General features: G+C 71.5%; 13 protein-coding genes. 9 read left to right on the top strand and 4 right to left on the bottom strand.

Annotated features, from left to right (window positions below; translation table 11 throughout):
* Nucleotides 1-10 precede the first annotated feature (10 nt).
* Together ACFY04_RS22650 and ACFY04_RS22645 are read right to left on the bottom strand one after the other, a co-directional pair.
* A complete protein-coding gene (locus ACFY04_RS22650; RefSeq protein WP_389119122.1) occupies nt 11-1,246 on the bottom strand; it encodes a PQQ-dependent sugar dehydrogenase in 1,236 nt (411 codons plus the stop codon).
* 152 nt (nt 1,247-1,398) lie between these two features.
* Nucleotides 1,399-2,406 (bottom strand): aldo/keto reductase, encoded by a 1,008-nt coding sequence (locus ACFY04_RS22645; RefSeq protein WP_389119120.1) that lies wholly within the window; start codon nt 2,404-2,406, stop codon nt 1,399-1,401.
* 73 nt (nt 2,407-2,479) lie between these two features.
* On the opposite strand from ACFY04_RS22645, the gene ACFY04_RS22640 reads away from it, so the two are divergent.
* From ACFY04_RS22640 to serA, 6 genes are all read left to right on the top strand, one after another.
* On the top strand, nt 2,480-3,427 hold the full coding sequence (locus ACFY04_RS22640) for a 2-hydroxyacid dehydrogenase (protein ID WP_389119119.1): 948 nt from the start codon (nt 2,480-2,482) through the stop codon (nt 3,425-3,427).
* A gap of 281 nt (nt 3,428-3,708) precedes the next feature.
* Nucleotides 3,709-6,606 (top strand): putative bifunctional diguanylate cyclase/phosphodiesterase, encoded by a 2,898-nt coding sequence (locus ACFY04_RS22635; protein ID WP_389119117.1) that lies wholly within the window; start codon nt 3,709-3,711, stop codon nt 6,604-6,606.
* A 204-nt stretch (nt 6,607-6,810) separates the two neighbouring features.
* Nucleotides 6,811-8,697: an acetolactate synthase large subunit gene (locus ACFY04_RS22630; RefSeq protein ID WP_266379460.1), complete on the top strand. Its 1,887-nt coding sequence runs from the start codon at nt 6,811-6,813 to the stop codon at nt 8,695-8,697.
* Between the two features lie 31 nt (nt 8,698-8,728).
* Nucleotides 8,729-9,253 (top strand): acetolactate synthase small subunit, encoded by a 525-nt coding sequence (gene ilvN / locus ACFY04_RS22625; RefSeq protein WP_030010002.1) that lies wholly within the window; start codon nt 8,729-8,731, stop codon nt 9,251-9,253.
* Nucleotides 9,254-9,386: 133 nt separating this feature from the next.
* The gene (gene ilvC / locus ACFY04_RS22620) at nt 9,387-10,388 is read left to right on the top strand and encodes a ketol-acid reductoisomerase (RefSeq protein ID WP_389119115.1); all 1,002 of its coding nucleotides are present in this window, start codon (nt 9,387-9,389) and stop codon (nt 10,386-10,388) included.
* A gap of 318 nt (nt 10,389-10,706) precedes the next feature.
* Nucleotides 10,707-12,296 carry a phosphoglycerate dehydrogenase gene (gene serA, locus ACFY04_RS22615; RefSeq protein WP_389119114.1) on the top strand — a complete coding sequence of 530 codons (1,590 nt, stop codon included), beginning with the start codon at nt 10,707-10,709 and terminating at the stop codon, nt 12,294-12,296.
* Nucleotides 12,297-12,385: 89 nt separating this feature from the next.
* Here the strand turns inward: serA and ACFY04_RS22610 are convergent, their stop codons facing one another.
* A complete protein-coding gene (locus tag ACFY04_RS22610) occupies nt 12,386-13,942 on the bottom strand; it encodes an MFS transporter (RefSeq protein WP_389119113.1) in 1,557 nt (518 codons plus the stop codon).
* An 89-nt stretch (nt 13,943-14,031) separates the two neighbouring features.
* Between ACFY04_RS22610 and ACFY04_RS22605 the strand changes: the two genes are divergently transcribed.
* Nucleotides 14,032-14,613, top strand: coding sequence for a TetR/AcrR family transcriptional regulator (locus ACFY04_RS22605; RefSeq protein ID WP_373043313.1), 582 nt, complete (start codon nt 14,032-14,034; stop codon nt 14,611-14,613).
* A gap of 71 nt (nt 14,614-14,684) precedes the next feature.
* Nucleotides 14,685-15,632: a hypothetical protein gene (locus ACFY04_RS22600; RefSeq protein WP_389119111.1), complete on the top strand. Its 948-nt coding sequence runs from the start codon at nt 14,685-14,687 to the stop codon at nt 15,630-15,632.
* Nucleotides 15,633-15,677: 45 nt separating this feature from the next.
* On the opposite strand, the gene ACFY04_RS22595 is transcribed toward ACFY04_RS22600, so the two are convergent.
* Complete coding sequence (locus ACFY04_RS22595; protein WP_389119109.1) at nt 15,678-16,973, bottom strand: PucR family transcriptional regulator; 1,296 nt, start codon at nt 16,971-16,973, stop codon at nt 15,678-15,680.
* A gap of 160 nt (nt 16,974-17,133) precedes the next feature.
* On the opposite strand from ACFY04_RS22595, the gene ACFY04_RS22590 reads away from it, so the two are divergent.
* Nucleotides 17,134-18,060 carry a proline dehydrogenase family protein gene (locus tag ACFY04_RS22590; RefSeq protein WP_389119108.1) on the top strand — a complete coding sequence of 309 codons (927 nt, stop codon included), beginning with the start codon at nt 17,134-17,136 and terminating at the stop codon, nt 18,058-18,060.
* The last annotated feature ends 153 nt before the right edge of the window (nt 18,061-18,213 follow it).

Genomic DNA, 18,213 nt, shown 5'->3' with positions numbered 1-18,213 from the left:
GACTTGCTGGTCACCGCACCGTCAGGGTCAGGATCCTGTCGTCGCCCGCTTCCGGGGACCCGCGTCCGTCCGTCTCGCTGGTGACCAGCAGCATGCGGTCCCCGCCGAGGGGCACCACCGTCCGCAGCCGCCCGTACTCGCCCTCCAGGAAAGGCTCGGGCTCCGCCACCAGCTCCGTCCCGGCCAGCGGGATCCGCCACAGCCGCTTGCCCTTCAGCCCGGCCATCCACACCGAACCCTCCGCCCACGCGATCCCGCTCGGCGAGGCCTCGTCGGTCTTCCACACCGCCACCGGATCCCGGAAGCCGGGCTTTCCCGCCTTCCCCTCGGCCTCGGGCCACCCGTAGTTGGCGCCGGGCTCGATCAGATTCAGCTCGTCCCAGGTGTTCTGGCCGAACTCGGCCGCCCACAGCCGTTTGTCCTTGTCCCAGGCGAGGCCCTGCACATTGCGGTGCCCGTAGGAGTAGACGACGGAATCCGCCTCCGGATTGCCGTGCACCGGATCCCCGTCCGGGGTCATCCGCAGGATCTTGCCGCCCAGCGACTTCTTGTCCTGTGCGAGCCCGGTGTCACCGGTCTCGCCCGTCCCCGCGTAGAGCATCTTGTCCGGGCCGAAGGCGATCCGGCCGCCGTTGTGGATGAGGCCCTTGGGAATGCCCCGGAACACCGTGTCCGGAGCGCCCAGTTGCTGTCCGGCAGGTCTCTGTTCGTCGTACCGCAGCCGGGCGATGCGGTTGTCGGACTCGGTCGTGAAGTACACGTACACCAGCCGGTCCGACGCGAAGGTGGGCGACAGCGCGAGGCCCATGAGCCCGCCCTCCCCGCCCGGAGCCACCCCCGGCACCTTGCCGATCTGGGTCACCGCGCCCGAATCCGTCGCGACCCTGCTGATCGTCCCCTTGTCCCGCGAGGCCACCAGCAAATCCCCGCCCGGCAGCGGGGCCACGCCCCACGGCGACTCCAGCCCCTTGGCCACCTCGCCGGTCACCGTCACGGTCCCCTTCGCCGGCGGGCCGGTGGCCTCCGGTGACACGGACGGTCTCCCCGAAGGCCCCGGCGACCCGGAGCCCGGCGGGGCCGTGCTCGGTGGGGAGCCGCCGGGCCCCGCGCCCGATGCGCCCTCCGGCGAGCACCCCGCCGCCAGCAGCGCGCCGCAGCCGGCCAGCGCGAGCGCCGCCGTCACCCCCCGGCGCCGCCCGCCCGCGCCCTCGGATCCCGCCTGCCCGGGAGAACTTCCGTATCGCATCGCCCTGCTCCCTTCCGGTCCTCCGATCCTGCCCTTCATCCGTCTCAACAGCTCCGGCAGTTCCCGAAGTTCCATCACTCGTACACTCGATCGAGTGGTTGTCGGGCCGCCTCCCCGGATCGCCCCCGGAGCGGCCCCGCCCCGGTGCCGGATCAGTCCCAGGCTCCCACTTCGACGGGAAGGGCCGCGATCTCGGCCAGGTCCCCGGCCGAGAGCCGGACCTCCACCGCCCGCGCGTTCTCCGCCGCCCACGGCGCCCGGTCGGCCCCCGGCACCGGCACCACCTGCGGACCCTGCGCCAGCACCCACGCCAGGGCCACCTGCGCGACCGTGACCTCGGGGCCGTGCCGCCGGGCCACCTGCCGCAGCCCCGCCAGCAGCACCTGGTTCGACGCCATCGCCTCCGCCGTGAACCGCGGATGCCGGGCCCGCACGTCCTGCGGCTCGAACCCCTCACCCGGCGTGAGGGTCCCCGTGAGGAACCCGCTGCCCAGCGGCATCGCCGCCAGGAGCCCCACCCCGCGCGCCGCGCACCACGGCAGCAGCTGCCACGCCGCCTGCGGCGACCACACCGACAGCTCCGCCTGCACCGCGCTCACCGGGAACACCTGCTGCAGCCGCTCCAGGTGCCGCAGGGTCGTCCGGTACGCCCGGTCCCCGCTCCGCCCGGCCCCGGGACCGGCCCCGGCGCCCAGCGCGCAGAACCCGAGCGCCCGCACCTTGCCCGCGCCCACCAGCTCGGCCATGGCCCCCCAGGTCTCCTCCACGGGCACGTCCGGATCCACCCGGTGCAGCTGGTAGAGGTCTATGACATCGGTCCGCAGCCGCCGCAGCGAGGCGTCGCAGGCCCGCCGCAGATAGCCGGGCCGCCCGTCGGCGACCACGTGCTGGTCACCCGCCCGCAGTCCCACCTTGGCCGAGACGAACGCCTCGGACCGCCGCTCCCGCAGCACCCGTCCGAGCAGCAGCTCATTGGTGAACGGCCCGTACACGTCCGCCGTGTCCAGCAGGTTCGACCCCAGGTCCAGCGCCGTGTGCACGGCGGCCAGCGACTCCTGCCCCCGCCGCCGCGAAGGCGCGTACGCCCAGCTCATCGGCATACAGCCGAGGCCGACGGCGCCCACCGTCAGCGCCCCCGCCCCGATCGACCTGCGCTCCACCCCTGCGTCCCCCTCCGGCTCCGGCCCTCAAACTAACGGCTTGATCCGGATGCCTTGGCATAGCCTCGTGATCATGACTGCAATGACCCCGGATGTCTGGCTCCCGTTCCCCGCCGAGGAGATCGAGGGCCTCCCCGACTCCTTCCGGTACCGCCTCTGGGACGGCGAGGACGCGTTCCCGGCCGATCCGGCCGACTGCGTCTTCTACGTGACGCCCTACATGAAGTCCCCTGAGGTCACCGTGCGCCCGCTGGCGGCGATGCCCGCGGTCCAGGTCGTCCAGACGCTGACCGCCGGCATCGACGACGTGCGGGGCCGCCTCGGCGACCTGCGTCCCGGCGTACGGCTGTGCAACGCCGTCGGGGTCCACACGGCCAGCACCGCCGAACTCGCCCTCGCGCTGACCCTCGCCTCCCTGCGCGGCATCCCCGGCATGGTCCGCGGCCAGGACCGCGAGGAGTGGCGTTCCGGGTTCTACGACGCCCTCGCCGACAAGTCGGTTCTGATCATCGGCTACGGATCGATCGGCTCCGCCATCGAGGACCGGCTCGTGGCCTTCGAATGCGGCCCGGTCGCACGGGTGGCGCGCACGGCGCGGACCACCGGACGCGGGCCCGTGCACACCCTGGCCGACCTGCCAGGGCTGCTGCCCCGGGCCGACGTGGTGATCCTCGTGACACCGCTGACCGAAGCCACCCGGGGGCTGGTCGGCGCCGACTTCCTCGGCCGGATGAAGGACGGCGCCCTGCTGGTGAACGTCGCGCGCGGCCCCGTCGTCGACACCAAGTCCCTGCTGGCGGAGGTGGAGTCGGGCCGGCTGCGCGCGGCACTCGACGTCACCGACCCGGAACCGCTGCCCGCGGGCCACCCGCTCTGGCATGCTCCGAATGTCCTGATCACACCTCATGTGGGCGGCAGCAGCTCGGCGTTCGAGCCGAGGGCCAAGCGCCTGCTGGCCCGCCAGCTCACCCGGTTCGCCGCCGGTGAGCCGGTGGAGCACACGGTGTTGATCACCGAGTGACGCGTGATGCGTACGCTCCGCAGTCATTCGCATGCGCTGAGTGGGCGCAACTCCCGATCGGTAACGGAGAGTAGAGAGGCTATGTCCCTGAGTGACGAAAGTGGTGTATCGTCCGGAAGAAGGGGCTGCGCCACGAACGTCTGGCGCTGGGGAGTGATCGGACACTTTGGGGGGCGACGGGCGATGCACGGCCAATGGGCGAAGGATGCGACGCGGCACAGCCGCCGGAGGCGACGCTGCCGAGACTGGGCTGCACCGGAACCAGCCGGCGAGGGGGACCGGTGAGTACCCCGGGGGCGGCGCTCCTGAACCGGCCGTCCGTCTCGGGCGGAGGCAAGGGCCTGGCGATGCAGCTGCTCCTCGCGGTGGTCAGCGGCGGGTACGCCGTCGGCGCCGCCCTCAACTGGGGCTCGGAGGAAGTCGCGGAGATCATGGGCGACTTCGGGCTCAGCGCGGCCGGCTTACTCGCCGCGGTCTCCTGCTACTCCTACGCGAGGGCGATCGACAGCCGCGAACGCCCCGCCTGGCTGCTCTTCGCCTTCTCCTCCCTCATGGGTGCCACCGGCAACGCGGTCTGGGGCTGGTACGAGGTGATCCTGGGCCAGGAAGTACCGAAACCCTCGCTCGCCGACTTCGCCTTCCTCTGCTTCGCCCCGCCCGCCATCGTGGGCCTGCTCGTCCTCGCCAAACGCCCGGTCACCCGCGCCGGCTGGGTGTGCCTCGGACTCGACTCCTGGCTCATCGGCGGCTCCCTGCTCACGCTCTCCTGGAGCCTGGCCCTGGCCCACGCGGCGCGGACCGCCCAGTCCGGCGCCCCCGGCAGCGTCCCGCGCGCCGCGCTCTCCCTCGCCTACCCGCTCCTGGACATCGCGCTCGTCTCGATGGTCCTGGTCCTGCACTTCCGGCGCAGCGAGACCAACCGCTCCGCCGTCAACACCGCCATCGCGGCGCTGGCCCTGACCGTGCTCAGCGACGCCCTCTTCACCTCGCCCCTGCTGAGCGCCGAGTACCAGTCCGGACAGCTGCTCGACGCCGGCTGGTTCGCGGGCTCGCTGCTCCTCGCGTACGCGCCCTGGGGCGCCCGGCGCCTCCACCCGGGCCCGGAGCCGGCCGGGCGCCCGCGCGCGGACCGGGTGCACAGCCGCCCGATCACAGGCTCGCTCCCCGCCCTCACCCCGTACCTCGCGGCAGCCGTGTGCACCCTCGGCATCCTGTACAACGTCGTGGACGGCCGGAAGGTGGACCGGATGGTCGTCTTCACCGGCTGCACGGTCGTGCTCGCCCTCGTCATCCGGCAGGGCATCATGCTCCTCGACAACATCGCGCTGACCCAGGAACTGGCCCAGAAGGAGAACCACTTCCGCTCCCTGGTCCAGGGCTCCAGCGACGTCATCATGATCGCCGCGCCCACCGGAACCCTGCGCTACGTCAGCCCCGCGGCCGCCGGGGTCTACGGCCGTGAGGCGGAGGAGCTGGTCGGCACCGAGCTCGCCACCCTGATCCACCCCGACGACCTCGGCCGGGTGGTCCACGAGGTGCGCCGATTCCTCGCCGCACCGCCGACCGAGGAGCCCACCACCCGCATCGAGTGCCGCTTCAAATCGGGCGGCGGCGAGTGGCTCAACGTGGAGTCCACCGTCAACCGCCACCAGGGCGGGCTCATCCTCAACAGCCGGGACGTCACCGAGCGGGTCCGCCTCCAGGCCCAGCTCCAGCACAGCGCCGAACACGATCCGCTGACCGACCTGCCCAATCGCGCCCTGTTCACCCGGCGCGTGCGCCAGGCCCTGACCGGCCGGCGCGCGGGCGACCACAGCACCGCCGTGCTCTTCATCGACCTCGACGGCTTCAAGGCGGTCAACGACACCATCGGCCACCAGGCCGGCGACGAACTGCTCGTCGAAGCCGCGCGCAGGCTCCAGGACTCGGTCCGGGCCGGGGACACCGCGGCCCGCCTCGGCGGCGACGAGTTCGCCGCGCTGATCCTGGGCGACGGCAGCCGCGACCCCGGCGCCCGCGAGTACCAGGTGCGCGAGATCGCCGACCGGCTGCGCACCACCCTCTCCCAGCCGTACCGGATCGGCGGCAGCGAGGTCCGGGTCGCCGCGAGCATCGGGGCGGCCTTCGCCGACCCCGGCATCACCCCTTCGGACCTGATGCGCAACGCGGATCTCGCGATGTACCGGGCCAAGGCCGGCGGCAAGGACCGCGTCGAGATGTACGCCCCCCAGATGCAGGCCGAAGTCGTACGCAAGGCCGAGCTGGCCGGCCGGCTGCGGACGGCACTGCACGAAGGCGAGTTCGCCCTGCTGCACCAGCCCGTGGTCTCGCTGGCCACCGGTGAGGTGTCGGCCGTCGCCGCGCAGGCCCGCTGGCGCTCCGCCCAGGGGATCCTCTTCACCCCGGCGGAGTTCCTCCGGGTCGCCGAGTACAGCGAGGGCGGTGCCGGTGGGGCCGTCGGCCCCGGCGCCGCCGGCCACGACGCCTCGCGCACCGCCGAGCTGGGCCGATGGCTGCTGGAGGAGGCCGTGGAGCAGGCCGCCGACCGGCACCGGGCCGGGCACGACGTACCCGTGGCCGTGCGGATGACCGCCCAGCGGCTCCTGGACCGGTCCATGCCGCTCGGTTCCGTGGAGGCCTTGCTGACCCGGCACGGGCTGCCGTCCGGGGCCCTGGTGCTGGAGCTTGCCGTATCCGACCCCAGGGTGCCCTTCGACGACCTGGAACGCCGCCTGACCGCCCTGCACCGGCTCGGGGTGGGTATCTCCCTGGACGGCTTCGGCAGCGGCTACGCGGCCATCAGCGCCCTGCGCCGCCTCCCCGTGGACATGCTCAAGCTGGACCGTGGCCTGGTGGAGGGAGTGGTCGAGTCCGCCCGGCTGCACAAGATCACCGCCGGTCTCTTGCGGATCGCAAACGACCTGGGCATGCGGTCGGTGGCGGACGGGGTGGACCTGCCCGAGCAGGTACTGGCGCTGCGCGCGATGGGGTGCACGCACGGCCAGGGAATGGCTTTTTCCGGCCCGCTCGACGAGTACAGGCTGCGCCGTGCGCTGGTGCGCGGTACGTTCCCAGTACCGGGCGGAGCGGCCCAACCGGCACTGGCCGGCGGTTCCCCCGGGGGCTCGATGGCCATCCGTAAAGGCTCACATAATGAGACGCCCGTCCCACCTACTTGACATCACCCTCCCGCCAGAGGGAGGGTCAATGCCATGCGCACCCGAATTCTCGTACTTGGAAAGCGCGTCGGCTGAAGCTGGGACCTGCATGTCCCCGCTCAACACCCCCGACGCGCTCCCCTCGCTTGCCTCCTGGCACGAGGGGTTTTTTGTTGCACTGGCACAGAGTCGAATCCGCGTAAAACCCTCAGCTTCGAGAAGAGAATGCCGATGACCGAGCAGGCCACCGGGGCCCACCATCCGCAGCCGCGGCCCCGTTCCGGCGGACAGCAGTCCGCCGCAGTTGAGCACGTCACGGGTGCGCAGTCCCTCATCCGCTCTCTCGAAGAGGTGGGGTGCGACACCGTCTTCGGTATTCCGGGCGGCGCCATCCTCCCCGCGTACGACCCGATGATGGACTCGAAGAAGGTCCGTCACATCCTGGTCCGCCACGAGCAGGGGGCCGGCCACGCCGCCACCGGCTACGCGCAGGCCACCGGCAAGGTCGGCGTCTGTATGGCCACGTCCGGGCCGGGCGCCACCAACCTCGTCACCCCGATCGCCGACGCGCACATGGACTCCGTCCCGCTGGTCGCGATCACCGGTCAGGTCTCCTCCAAGGCGATCGGCACCGACGCGTTCCAGGAGGCGGACATCGTCGGCATCACGATGCCGATCACCAAGCACAACTTCCTGGTCACCAAGGCCGAGGACATCCCGCGGACGATCGCCGAGGCGTTCCACATCGCGGCCACCGGCCGGCCGGGCCCGGTCCTGGTCGACATCGCCAAGGACGCCCTGCAGGCGAAGACCACCTTCTCGTGGCCGCCCACCCAGGACCTCCCCGGTTACCGGCCGGTCACCAAGCCGCACGCCAAGCAGATCCGCGAGGCCGCCAAGCTCATCTGCCAGGCCAAGCGCCCGGTCCTGTACGTCGGCGGCGGCGTCATGAAGTCCGGCGCGACCGCCGAGCTGAAGGTCCTCGCCGAGCTGACCGGCGTCCCCGTCTGCACCACCCTGATGGCGCTGGGCTCCTTCCCCGACAGCCACCCGCTGCACGTCGGCATGCCGGGCATGCACGGCTCCGTCACCGGCGTCACCGCGCTGCAGAAGTCGGACCTGCTGATCGCCCTCGGCACCCGCTTCGACGACCGCGTCACCGGCAAGCTGGACAGCTTCGCCCCCTTCGCCAAGATCATCCACGCGGACATCGACCCCGCCGAGATCGGCAAGAACCGCGCGGTCGACGTCCCGATCGTCGGAGACGCCCGCGAGGTCATCGCCGACCTGATCCAGGCCGTCCAGGCCGAGCACACCGAGGGCAACGCGGGCGACTACACCGCCTGGTGGAACGACCTCAGCCGCTGGCGCGACACCTACCCGCTGGGCTACGACCTGCCCGCCGACGGGAGCCTCTCCCCGCAGCAGGTCATCGAGCGGATCGGCGCGCTCGCACCGAAGAGCACGATCTTCGCGGCCGGCGTCGGCCAGCACCAGATGTGGGCCTCGCACTTCGTCAAGTACGAGGAGCCCCGCACCTGGCTGAACTCCGGCGGCGCCGGAACCATGGGCTACGCGGTCCCGGCCGCGATGGGCGCCAAGGTCGGCATGCCCGAGCGCACGGTCTGGGCGATCGACGGCGACGGCTGCTTCCAGATGACCAATCAGGAACTGGTCACCTGCGCCCTGAACAACATCCCGATCAAGGTCGCGATCATCAACAACGGTGCGCTGGGCATGGTCCGCCAGTGGCAGACCCTGTTCTACAACCAGCGGTACTCCAACACCGTTCTGCACGCCGACGAGACCGGTCACGACACGGTCGGCTCCCAGCTGGGCGAGTCCATCGCGCCCCGCAAGGGCACGCGCGTCCCGGACTTCGTCAAGCTGTCGGAGGCCATGGGCTGCGTGGCGCTGCGCTGCGAGGACCCGGCCGACCTGGACAAGGTCATCGCCGAGGCCAACGCGATCAACGACCGTACCGTCGTGATCGACTTCATCGTCCACGAGGACGCCATGGTGTGGCCGATGGTCGCCGCCGGCACCTCCAACGACGAGGTCATGGCAGCCCGGGGCGTCCGTCCCGACTTCGGCGACAACGAAGACGACTGAGCCGAGAGAGCCGAGAGAGAGAACGCCCCACATGTCCAAGCACACGCTCTCCGTCCTGGTCGAGAACACGCCCGGCATCCTCGCCCGGATCGCCGCCCTGTTCTCCCGCCGCGGGTTCAACATCGACTCCCTGGCGGTCGGTGTCACCGAGCACCCCGACATCTCCCGCATCACCATCGTCGTCAACGTCGAGGACCTCCCGCTGGAGCAGGTGACCAAGCAGCTGAACAAGCTGGTCAACGTGCTCAAGATCGTCGAGCTGGAGTCCCATAACGCCATCGAGCGCGAGCTCGTCCTGGTGAAGGTCCGCGCCGACAACGAGACCCGTTCGCAGATCGTCGAGATCGTCCAGCTGTTCCGCGCCAAGACGGTCGACGTCTCCCCGGAGGCCGTCACCATCGAGGCCACCGGCGGCTCCGACAAGCTCGGCGCGATGCTCAAGATGCTGGAGCCCTTCGGCATCAAGGAGCTCGTCCAGTCCGGCACGATCGCCATAGGGCGTGGCGGCCGGTCCATCACGGACCGCAGTCTGCGCGCGCTCGACCGCAGCGCCTGACCCGCCCGGCCCGGCACAGCGGACACGTGAGCCGGGTCAGACACGCTCAGCTCGCATAGCGAGACCGAGAAACTCAGATTCCGTTCCCCGCCGTACGGTGGGAGCAACACCAGCGCACCAAGGAGATATCCCAGTGGCCGAGCTGTTCTACGAGAACGACGCCGACCTGTCCATCATCCAGGGCCGCAAGGTCGCGGTCATCGGTTACGGCAGCCAGGGCCACGCCCACGCGCTGTCGCTCCGTGACTCCGGCGTCGACGTCGTCGTCGGTCTGAAGGAGGGCTCGAAGTCCAAGGCCAAGGCCGAGGAGCAGGGTCTGAAGGTCGTCCCCGTGGCCGAGGCCGCCGCCTGGGCGAACGTCATCATGATCCTCACCCCGGACCCGCTGCAGGCCGAGATCTACGAGGAGTCCATCAAGGAGCACCTCCAGGAGGGCGACGCGCTCTTCTTCGGCCACGGCTTCAACGTCCGCTACGGCTTCATCAAGCCCCCGGCCAACGTGGACGTCGCCCTCGTCGCCCCCAAGGGCCCGGGCCACCTGGTCCGCCGTCAGTACGAGGAGGGCCGCGGCGTTCCGTGCATCGCCGCCGTCGAGCAGGACTTCACCGGTGCCGCCTTCGCGCTCGCGCTCTCGTACGCGGCCGGCATCGGCGGCACCCGCGCCGGCGTCATCAAGACCACCTTCACCGAGGAGACCGAGACCGACCTGTTCGGTGAGCAGGCCGTCCTCTGCGGTGGCGCCTCCGCCCTGGTCAAGGCCGGTTTCGAGACCCTGACCGAGGCCGGCTACCAGCCGGAGATCGCGTACTTCGAGTGCCTGCACGAGCTGAAGCTCATCGTGGACCTCATGTACGAGGGCGGCCTGGAGAAGATGCGCTGGTCGGTCTCCGAGACCGCCGAGTGGGGCGACTACATCACCGGCCCGCGCGTCATCACCGACGCCACCAAGGCCGAGATGAAGAAGGTCCTCGCGGAGATCCAGAGCGGCGAGTTCGCCAACACCTGGATGGCCGAGTACAAGGCCGGTCTGCCGAAGTACAACGAGTACAAGAAGGCCGACGAGGAGCACCTGCTGGAGACCACCGGCAAGAAGCTGCGCAAGCTGATGAGCTGGGTCGACAGCGACGAGAGCTGATCTGGTGGCGGCGGGGCCGGGACACGTGAAGTCCCGGCCCCGCCGTGCATCGGCGCAGGACCCCGGCCGTCCGGACGGGCGGGGCGCAGGGGATTCGGGGTGCCGGGAAACCGGCCCGCACGGGCGCGGCTTGTCCACCCCGGCCAACCACGGATGGGTGATCCTTCCGTACAGGCGGAAATCCGGCCCGTCAGCGCCACTACACTGCTCAACACATACGCGTCAGGCCCACAGTGTCGTGCGTCTTCCACGCGGCTACCCCCTCCACCGCCTGCGGCCGTCGGGACGGCCGTCCGCACTGGACTTGTGAGGACCCACGTGAGCTCGAAACCTGTCGTACTCATCGCCGAAGAGCTGTCGCCCGCCACCGTCGAGGCGCTGGGCCCGGACTTCGAGATCCGGCACTGCAACGGCGCGGACCGCGCCGAGCTGCTGCCCGCGATCGTCGACGTCGACGCGATCCTCGTCCGCTCCGCCACCAAGGTCGACGCCGAGGCCATCGCCGTGGCCAAGAAGCTGCGGGTCGTCGCGCGCGCCGGTGTCGGTCTGGACAACGTGGACGTCTCCGCCGCCACCAAGGCCGGCGTGATGGTCGTCAACGCGCCGACCTCGAACATCGTGACCGCGGCCGAGCTCGCCTGCGGCCTGCTCGTCGCCACCGCCCGCAACATCCCGCAGGCCAACACCGCCCTGAAGAACGGTGAGTGGAAGCGGAACAAGTACACGGGTGTCGAGCTCAGCGAGAAGACCCTCGGCGTCGTCGGCCTCGGCCGCATCGGCGTGCTGGTCGCCCAGCGCATGTCGGCCTTCGGCATGAAGATCGTCGCGTACGACCCCTACGTACAGCCCGCGCGCGCCGCCCAGATGGGTGTCAAGATGCTGGCGCTGGACGAGCTCCTGGAGGTCGCCGACTTCATCACCGTGCACCTGCCCAAGACCCCCGAGACCCTCGGTCTCATCGGGGACGAGGCCCTGCACAAGGTGAAGCCGTCGGTCCGCATCGTCAACGCTGCCCGCGGTGGGATCGTCGACGAGGCCGCGCTGTACACGGCCATCAAGGAGGGCCGCGTCGCCGGCGCCGGCCTCGACGTGTACGCGAAGGAGCCCTGCACGGACTCCCCGCTGTTCGAGCTCGATCAGGTCGTCTGCACCCCGCACCTCGGCGCGTCCACGGACGAGGCCCAGGAGAAGGCCGGTGTCTCGGTCGCCAAGTCGGTGCGCCTCGCGCTCGCCGGTGAGCTCGTGCCGGACGCGGTCAACGTCCAGGGCGGTGTCATCGCCGAGGACGTCCGTCCGGGCCTGCCGCTCGCCGAGAAGCTCGGCCGCATCTTCACCGCCCTCGCGGGCGAGGTCGCGGTCCGTCTCGACGTGGAGGTCTGCGGCGAGATCACCCAGCACGACGTCAAGGTGCTGGAACTCTCCGCCCTCAAGGGTGTCTTCGAGGACGTCGTCGACGAGACGGTCTCCTACGTCAACGCCCCGCTGTTCGCGCAGGAGCGCGGCGTCGAGGTCCGGCTGACCACCAGCTCGGAGTCCCCGGACCACCGCAACGTGGTGACCGTACGCGGCACCCTGTCGGACGGCCAGGAGGTCTCGGTCTCCGGCACGCTCGCGGGCCCGAAGCACCTTCAGAAGATCGTCGGCGTCGGCGAGTACGACGTGGACCTGGCGCTCGCCGACCACATGGTCGTGCTGCGCTACACCGACCGCCCCGGCGTGGTCGGTGCCGTCGGCCGCGTCCTCGGCGAGGGCGGTCTGAACATCGCGGGCATGCAGGTCGCCCGAGCCGAGGAGCACGGTGAGGCGCTCGCCGTCCTCACCGTCGACGCCCCGGTTCCGGCAGACGTCCTCGCGGACATCGCCGCCGAGATCGGCGCCGTCTCGGCGCGCACGGTCAGCCTCGCCTGAGCCCGCCAGGGTGACGACGTGAAGGAAGGGCCCGGGGGATGCCCCCGGGCCCTTCCGCGTTCCGCCGGCCGCGTGCCGCGGCGGCCGGTTCAGTGGTACGTCGCCTCGTGGACGCGGTCTTCGGGACCCGTCGCGGGTTCCGCCGCGGGCGGGGCGGGTGCTTCGATCCCGCGCATCAGAGCCGCGGCGAGCATGGCCGCCCCGAGCAGCAGCGCCGTACCGCCCCAGGCCGCGTACTGCATTCCGTGGACGAAGGCCTCCCGGGCCAGGGCCAGCACCTGCTCCCCGGCCGGCCCGCCGATGTGGTGGGCGGTGGCGACGGCCCCGCCCAGGGTCTCCCGTACCGCCGGCTCGGAGTCCGCCAGGTCGCTGCGGTAGACCGCGGTGCCCAGGCTGCCGAGGACCGCCATGCCCAGGGCGCCGCCGAACTCCTGGCCGGTCTCCAGCAGGGAGGCGGCGGAACCGGCCTTCTCGGCGGGGGCCGAGGCCAGCGCCATGTCGGACACCAGGGACATCACGGTGACGATGCCCGAGGCCAGCACCCCGGCGCCGATCAGCAGCACCCACAGGGAGTCGGTCCCGACCAGGCCGATCAGGGCGAACCCGGCGGCGGCGAGGGCGAACCCGCCGGCGATCACGTAGGCCCGGTCCAGCTTCTGGGCCAGGGCCGCGCCGACCGGGGCCGCGGCGCCGATGACGAGCGACGGGGCGAGGCTCCACAGGGCGGCTTCCAGCGGGCCCATGCCGAGCACCGACTGCAGGTACTGGGTGGTGAAGTAGGCCGAGCCCATCATGGCGAAGGCCGCGACGGTGTTCAGGCCGATGCCCGCGCCGAATCCGCGGCCCTGGAACAGCGCCCGGCTCACCATGGCGTCGTCACGGGTGCGCTGGCGGCGGACGAAGACGTACCCGAAGGCCAGGCCGACGGCGAGGCAGCCCAGGTAGAGGGGTTCAAAGCCCTCGGTGGCGATCTCCTTGAGGCCGTAGACGACCGGCAGCACGGCGGCCATGGACAGCGGGACGCCCAGCAGGTCGAAGCGGCCGGGGGCCGGGTCCTTGAACTCCGGGACCAGGACCGGGACCAGGACCAGCAGGAGCAGCATCGCGGGCACGTTGATGAGGAAGACCGAGCCCCAGGAGAAGTGGTTCAGCATCACTCCGCTGAGCACCGAGCCGAGGGCGATTCCGCCGGTCATGGCACCGGACCAGATGGCGATGGCCTTGCCGCGCTGCTTGGCGTCCTGGAAGAGGTTGCGGACGAGGGCCAGCGTGGAGGGCATCAGGGTGGCGCCGCCTATGCCGAGCAGCACGCGGGCCGCGATCAGCATCTCGGTGCTGGTGGCGTAGCCGGCGCCGATGGAGGCGAGGCCGAAGGCGGCCGCGCCGATCAGCAGCAGCTTGCGGCGGCCGATCCGGTCGCCGAGCGAGCCCATCGTGATGAGCAGGCCGGAGAGGGCGAAGGCGTAGCTGTCGAAGATCCAGAGCTGCTGCGTGGCGCTCGGGTCGAGCTGGTCGGTGATCGCCGGAATGGCGAAGTAGAGGACGGAGACGTCCATCGAGACCAGGAGCAGGGGCAGCAACAGGACGGTGAAGGCGGTCCATTCGCGGCGGCCGGCGAGTCGCGCTGTGGCGGCGGGGTTCGTCATGAGCAGAAATGTACAGACGTCTTAAACGTTTGTCTATGATGACTGTCTAGAACTGTTGTCTGGGACGCTTGTCTTGCTACCGTGTGGCCATGGGACATCGCGAAGATCTGCTCGAAGGCGCCAAGAAGTGCCTGGTCGAGAAGGGGTTCGTGCGCACGACCGCGCGCGACATCGTCAGCGCCTCGGGGACCAACCTGGCCTCCATCGGCTACCACTACGGCTCGAAGGACGCCCTCCTCGCCCAGGCCTTCATCGGCCTGATGGAGGAGTGGGGAGCGGTATTCCAGGACGGACTCGACGGCGAGGGCGGATCGCTGGAGCGCTTCCGTGCCCTGTGGGAAGGGGTGCTGGCGCAGCACGAGAAGTCGGGGCCGGTCTGGGCGGCGAGCCTGGAGGTGGCGCTCGGCCGGGACCAGCGGCCGGAGTTGAGGTCCATGCTCGCGGCCTCGCAGGCCGAGGGGCGCCGGGGGCTGATCTCGATGCTCACCGGGACCCCGGAGGACCAGCTCGACGAGCGGGACGTACGCACGCTGGGCGGCTTCTACCAGGCGTTGCTGAACGGCCTGATGATCCAGTGGCTCTTCGACCCGGAGTCGGCCGCAACCGCCGAGGAGTTCACCGAGGGCATGCGCCGGGCCGCCGAGGCGATGACCCGTTCACAGGAGGGGTGACCGGAGCCGGAACCACCGCCGGGCGCGCCCCGTCCCACCGCCGAATCGGCCCTGGGCGAGGAGAAGCAGCCATGGCGAGAGCGAGAACGAGAACGGGCGCGAGGGCGGGCGCGAGGGCGGGCGTCCGGGCGGGCGTCCGGGCGGGTGCCGTGCTGTGCGGCCTGATGGCGGTGGCCCTGACGGCCGGCTGCGGTGCGCCGCAGCCGGAGGCGCCGGGCGCCGCCCCGCTCCGCCCCCGGCCGGACAGCCGCGCACGCATGGAGCAGGTCGCCGCCGCCTGGGAGGGCTCGGCCGCCCTCCGGCAGTGGCGTGAGGGCTACCACCCCCTGGACCCCCAGGACTGGCAGCCGACGGGCGGCTTCCACTCCGGCGAGGACAAAGGCGCCTACGCGGAAGGGAACTTCGTCCTGCGCGCCGGGCTGCCCGACACGCCGCCGCCGGACACCCCGATCCGCCGGCCCGACGGCAGCACGCTCACCCTGCCGCTGCAGTCTGCGGCGCAGGCGTACGGGGAGATCGCCCGGGGCCCCGGCCGCGACCGTGAACACGCGCTGCCGGTCACGGGCGTCCGCTTCGGCGAGAGCACCGTGCGCACCAGCCGCAGCCCGGCCCGGGTGCCCGCGTGGCTGTTCACCGTGGAGGGGTACGACACCCCGCTCATCCGGATAGCCGTCAGCCCGGGGGAGGTTGTGCCACCACCGGTCCTGCCCCTTGAGGACGCCGACGGCCGTACGGCCCGGCTGTTCGGCCTTCAGGGCGCCCCGGAGGCGACCACCGTCGGTGTGACGGCGGGTCACGGAAGCTGTGACGGCGGGGTGGCCGTGGACGTACTGGAGGGCGTCGGCACGGTGGTGCTGTCCGGCCGGATCCTGCCCGGCGCCGCCCTGGAGCCGGGCACGGCCTGCGACGCGATGCTCCGCACGCTGAAGGTCGAGGTCGTGCTGAGCCGGCCGGTGGGCGACCGGATCGTCGTCGACGCGACGACGGGCCGAGCCCTGGAACAGGGGCAGGGCGGCTGACCGCCGATCACCGGGCCGTGGCCCGGCAAGATCCGGAATGTGACCCTAGGTCAGGCGGGAGGCCTTGAGGGCCATGTGGAGCAGCAGGCGGTCCTCGCCCTCGTCCAGGTCGAGGCCGGTCAGCTGCTCCACCCGGGCCAGGCGGTAGTAGAGGGTCTGGCGGTGGATGCCCAGGGCGGCCGCCGCGCGGCCCGCCTGGCCCGCGCAGTCCAGGAAGACCTCGGCGGTGCGGGCGAGTTCGCGGTTGGCCGGGGTCAGCAGGATGCGGACCGCGGGGTCGTCCACCGGATCGGCGGCGAGCGTCGCCAGCAGCCGGTACGGGCCGATCCCCGACCACTGGGCGACCGGGCCGAAGCGGGGCTGGGCCGCGGCCGCCCGGGCGGCGGCGACGGCCTGCTCCCAGGCGGCGGGCAGCTCCGCGAGGCCCCGTACGGGGTCGGCGACGCCCGCGGTCACCCGGTGCGCGGTGGCCGCGGCGGTGCTCGTGGCCGCGGAGCCCCCGCCTGTGCCACCTCCGCCCGCGCCGCCCTTCCCGCCCGGTCCCGTCGCCTCCGCCGCGCGCGGCAGCAGCCGGGCCACCGCCGCCAGGGCCGGAGCCAGGGCGTCCGTCGAGCGCAGCCGGAGCAGTACCGCCAGAGCCGGTTCGCCCGCGGGCTCCGGCCCCGCCCCCGCTGCCGCGCCGGGCCCGGCGGCCCCGCCCGGCTCGCCCCCGCCCCGCCGCGGTACGACGCACACCGCCGCCGCGCCCGGTACCGACGCCGGAGCCTCCCCGGGCCACGGCGCCACGCAGACCGCCGCGTGCAGCCCGTCCCCGCCCGGGCCGAGGGCGACCCGCAGTGCGGCCACCGCCATGTCCTGCTGCCAGCCCCGGCCGGCCGTGAGCACCGCCAGGAACTCCCGCGACAGGTCGGCCCCGGCCTTCGCCTCCTCGGCGAGCAGCACTCCGATGCGCTGGGCCACCTCCATGGCCGCGTCCAGCGCCGCCGGCCCGGGCCCGGGCTTGCCGGGCTCCTGGTCCAGCAGCCATACGTAGCCCTGCACGATGCCCCGGTACCGCACCGGCAGGCAGATCCGCCCCCGGAACACGCCGGCGTCGGGCGCCGCCGGGATCCGGACCGGCCCGGTGGCGCGGGCGATGCCGAAGGCCTCGAACCAGGACCGGACGGCCGCCGTCGACTGCCGCGTCAGGATCGAGCGGGTCCGTACCGGGTCCATTGCGAGATCGTCGTCGCTGTCGTGGGCGCCGAAGGCGATCAGCCGGAAGTCCCGGTTCTCCAGGGTCGCCGGGGCGCCGAGCAGCGCGGAGATCTCGTCCACCAGGTCCTGGTAATCGCCCTTCACGCGGACATTCTCCCACCCCGGCGCGGACCCTTCAGACAGATGTATGAGATCCGGGACACGGATGCGTGACAGCTGTCGATGGCAGAGGATCAAAGCGATCCTTAGGTTTCACGGTGGTTTTACTTGCGCTTTTCTTCTGCCACCCGCTGGAGGTGCCCCCGTGCTGGGTCCCGTGATCCTCGCCGCTTCGCGCAGCGACAAGATGCGTCGTATCGTCTCCGCCGCCCCGGTGACCAAGCCCGTGGTGAATCGGTTCATCCCCGGCGAGACCGTCGATCAGGTCATCCCGATCGTCGAGGAGCTCACGCGCAACGGCCTCGAGGTCACCCTCGACGTCGTCGGTGAGGACATCACGGCGGTGGAGCAGTCCTACGCCGCCCGGGACGCCTACCTCCAGCTCATCGAGCGCCTCGCGGAGCTCGGTCTCGGCGAGAAGGCCGAGATGTCCGTCAAGCTGTCGATGTTCGGCCAGGCCCTGGAGGGCGGCCACGAGCTGGCGCTCGCCAACGTCCGCCCGGTCGTCGAGGCCGCGGCCGCCATCGGTACCACCGTGACGCTCGACGCCGAGGACCACACCACCCTCGACTCGATGTTCGCCATCCACGAGGAGCTGCGCCGGGACTTCCCTCAGACCGGCTGCGTGATCCAGGCGTACCTCTTCCGCACGGAGGCCGACGCCCGCCGCCTGGCCGCCGCCGGCAGCCGCGTCCGTATCGTGAAGGGCGCCTACAAGGAGCCCGCCGAGGTCGCGTACCTGGGCAAGGCGGAGATCGACAAGGCGTACGTCCGGATCCTGAAGATCCTCATGGACGGCGAGGGCTACCCGATGATCGGGTCGCACGACCCGCGCCTCATCGCCATCGGCCAGGAGCTCGCGCGCAAGGCCGGGCGCAAGCTGGACGAGTACGAATTCCAGATGCTGTACGGCATCCGCAGCGAGGAGCACCTGCGGCTCGCCGCCGAGGGCCACCGGATGCGCGTCTACACCGCGTACGGGACGGACTGGTACGGCTACTTCATGCGCCGCCTCGCGGAGAAGCCGGCCAACCTGCTCTTCTTCGTCCGCTCGATGATCACCAAGAACTAGGCACCCCACTAGCTCAAGGAGTTACCAGCCCCATGGATGCTGTGACCCAGGTCCCCGCGCCGGTCAACGAGCCGGTCCACTCGTACGCCCCGGGCACCCCGGAGCGCACGCGGCTCGAAGCACAGCTCAAGCAGCTGTCCGAGAACCCGATCG

Source organism: Streptomyces sp. NPDC001549 (assembly GCF_042894025.1).
GTDB classification, from domain to species: domain Bacteria; phylum Actinomycetota; class Actinomycetes; order Streptomycetales; family Streptomycetaceae; genus Streptomyces; species Streptomyces kutzneri.
The sequence above is the reverse complement of the archived record's forward strand: the minus strand, read 5'-3'. Positions and strand labels throughout refer to the sequence as shown.

Coding starts and splice junctions, on each gene's coding strand:
- ACFY04_RS22650 (WP_389119122.1), bottom strand. CDS start 1,246: ATGCGATACGGAAGTTCTCCCGGGCAGGCGGGATCCGAGGGCGCGGGC.
- ACFY04_RS22640 (WP_389119119.1), top strand. CDS start 2,480: ATGACTGCAATGACCCCGGATGTCTGGCTCCCGTTCCCCGCCGAGGAG.
- ACFY04_RS22630 (WP_266379460.1), top strand. CDS start 6,811: ATGCCGATGACCGAGCAGGCCACCGGGGCCCACCATCCGCAGCCGCGG.
- ilvN (WP_030010002.1), top strand. CDS start 8,729: ATGTCCAAGCACACGCTCTCCGTCCTGGTCGAGAACACGCCCGGCATC.
- ACFY04_RS22610 (WP_389119113.1), bottom strand. CDS start 13,942: ATGACGAACCCCGCCGCCACAGCGCGACTCGCCGGCCGCCGCGAATGG.
- ACFY04_RS22605 (WP_373043313.1), top strand. CDS start 14,032: ATGGGACATCGCGAAGATCTGCTCGAAGGCGCCAAGAAGTGCCTGGTC.
- ACFY04_RS22600 (WP_389119111.1), top strand. CDS start 14,685: ATGGCGAGAGCGAGAACGAGAACGGGCGCGAGGGCGGGCGCGAGGGCG.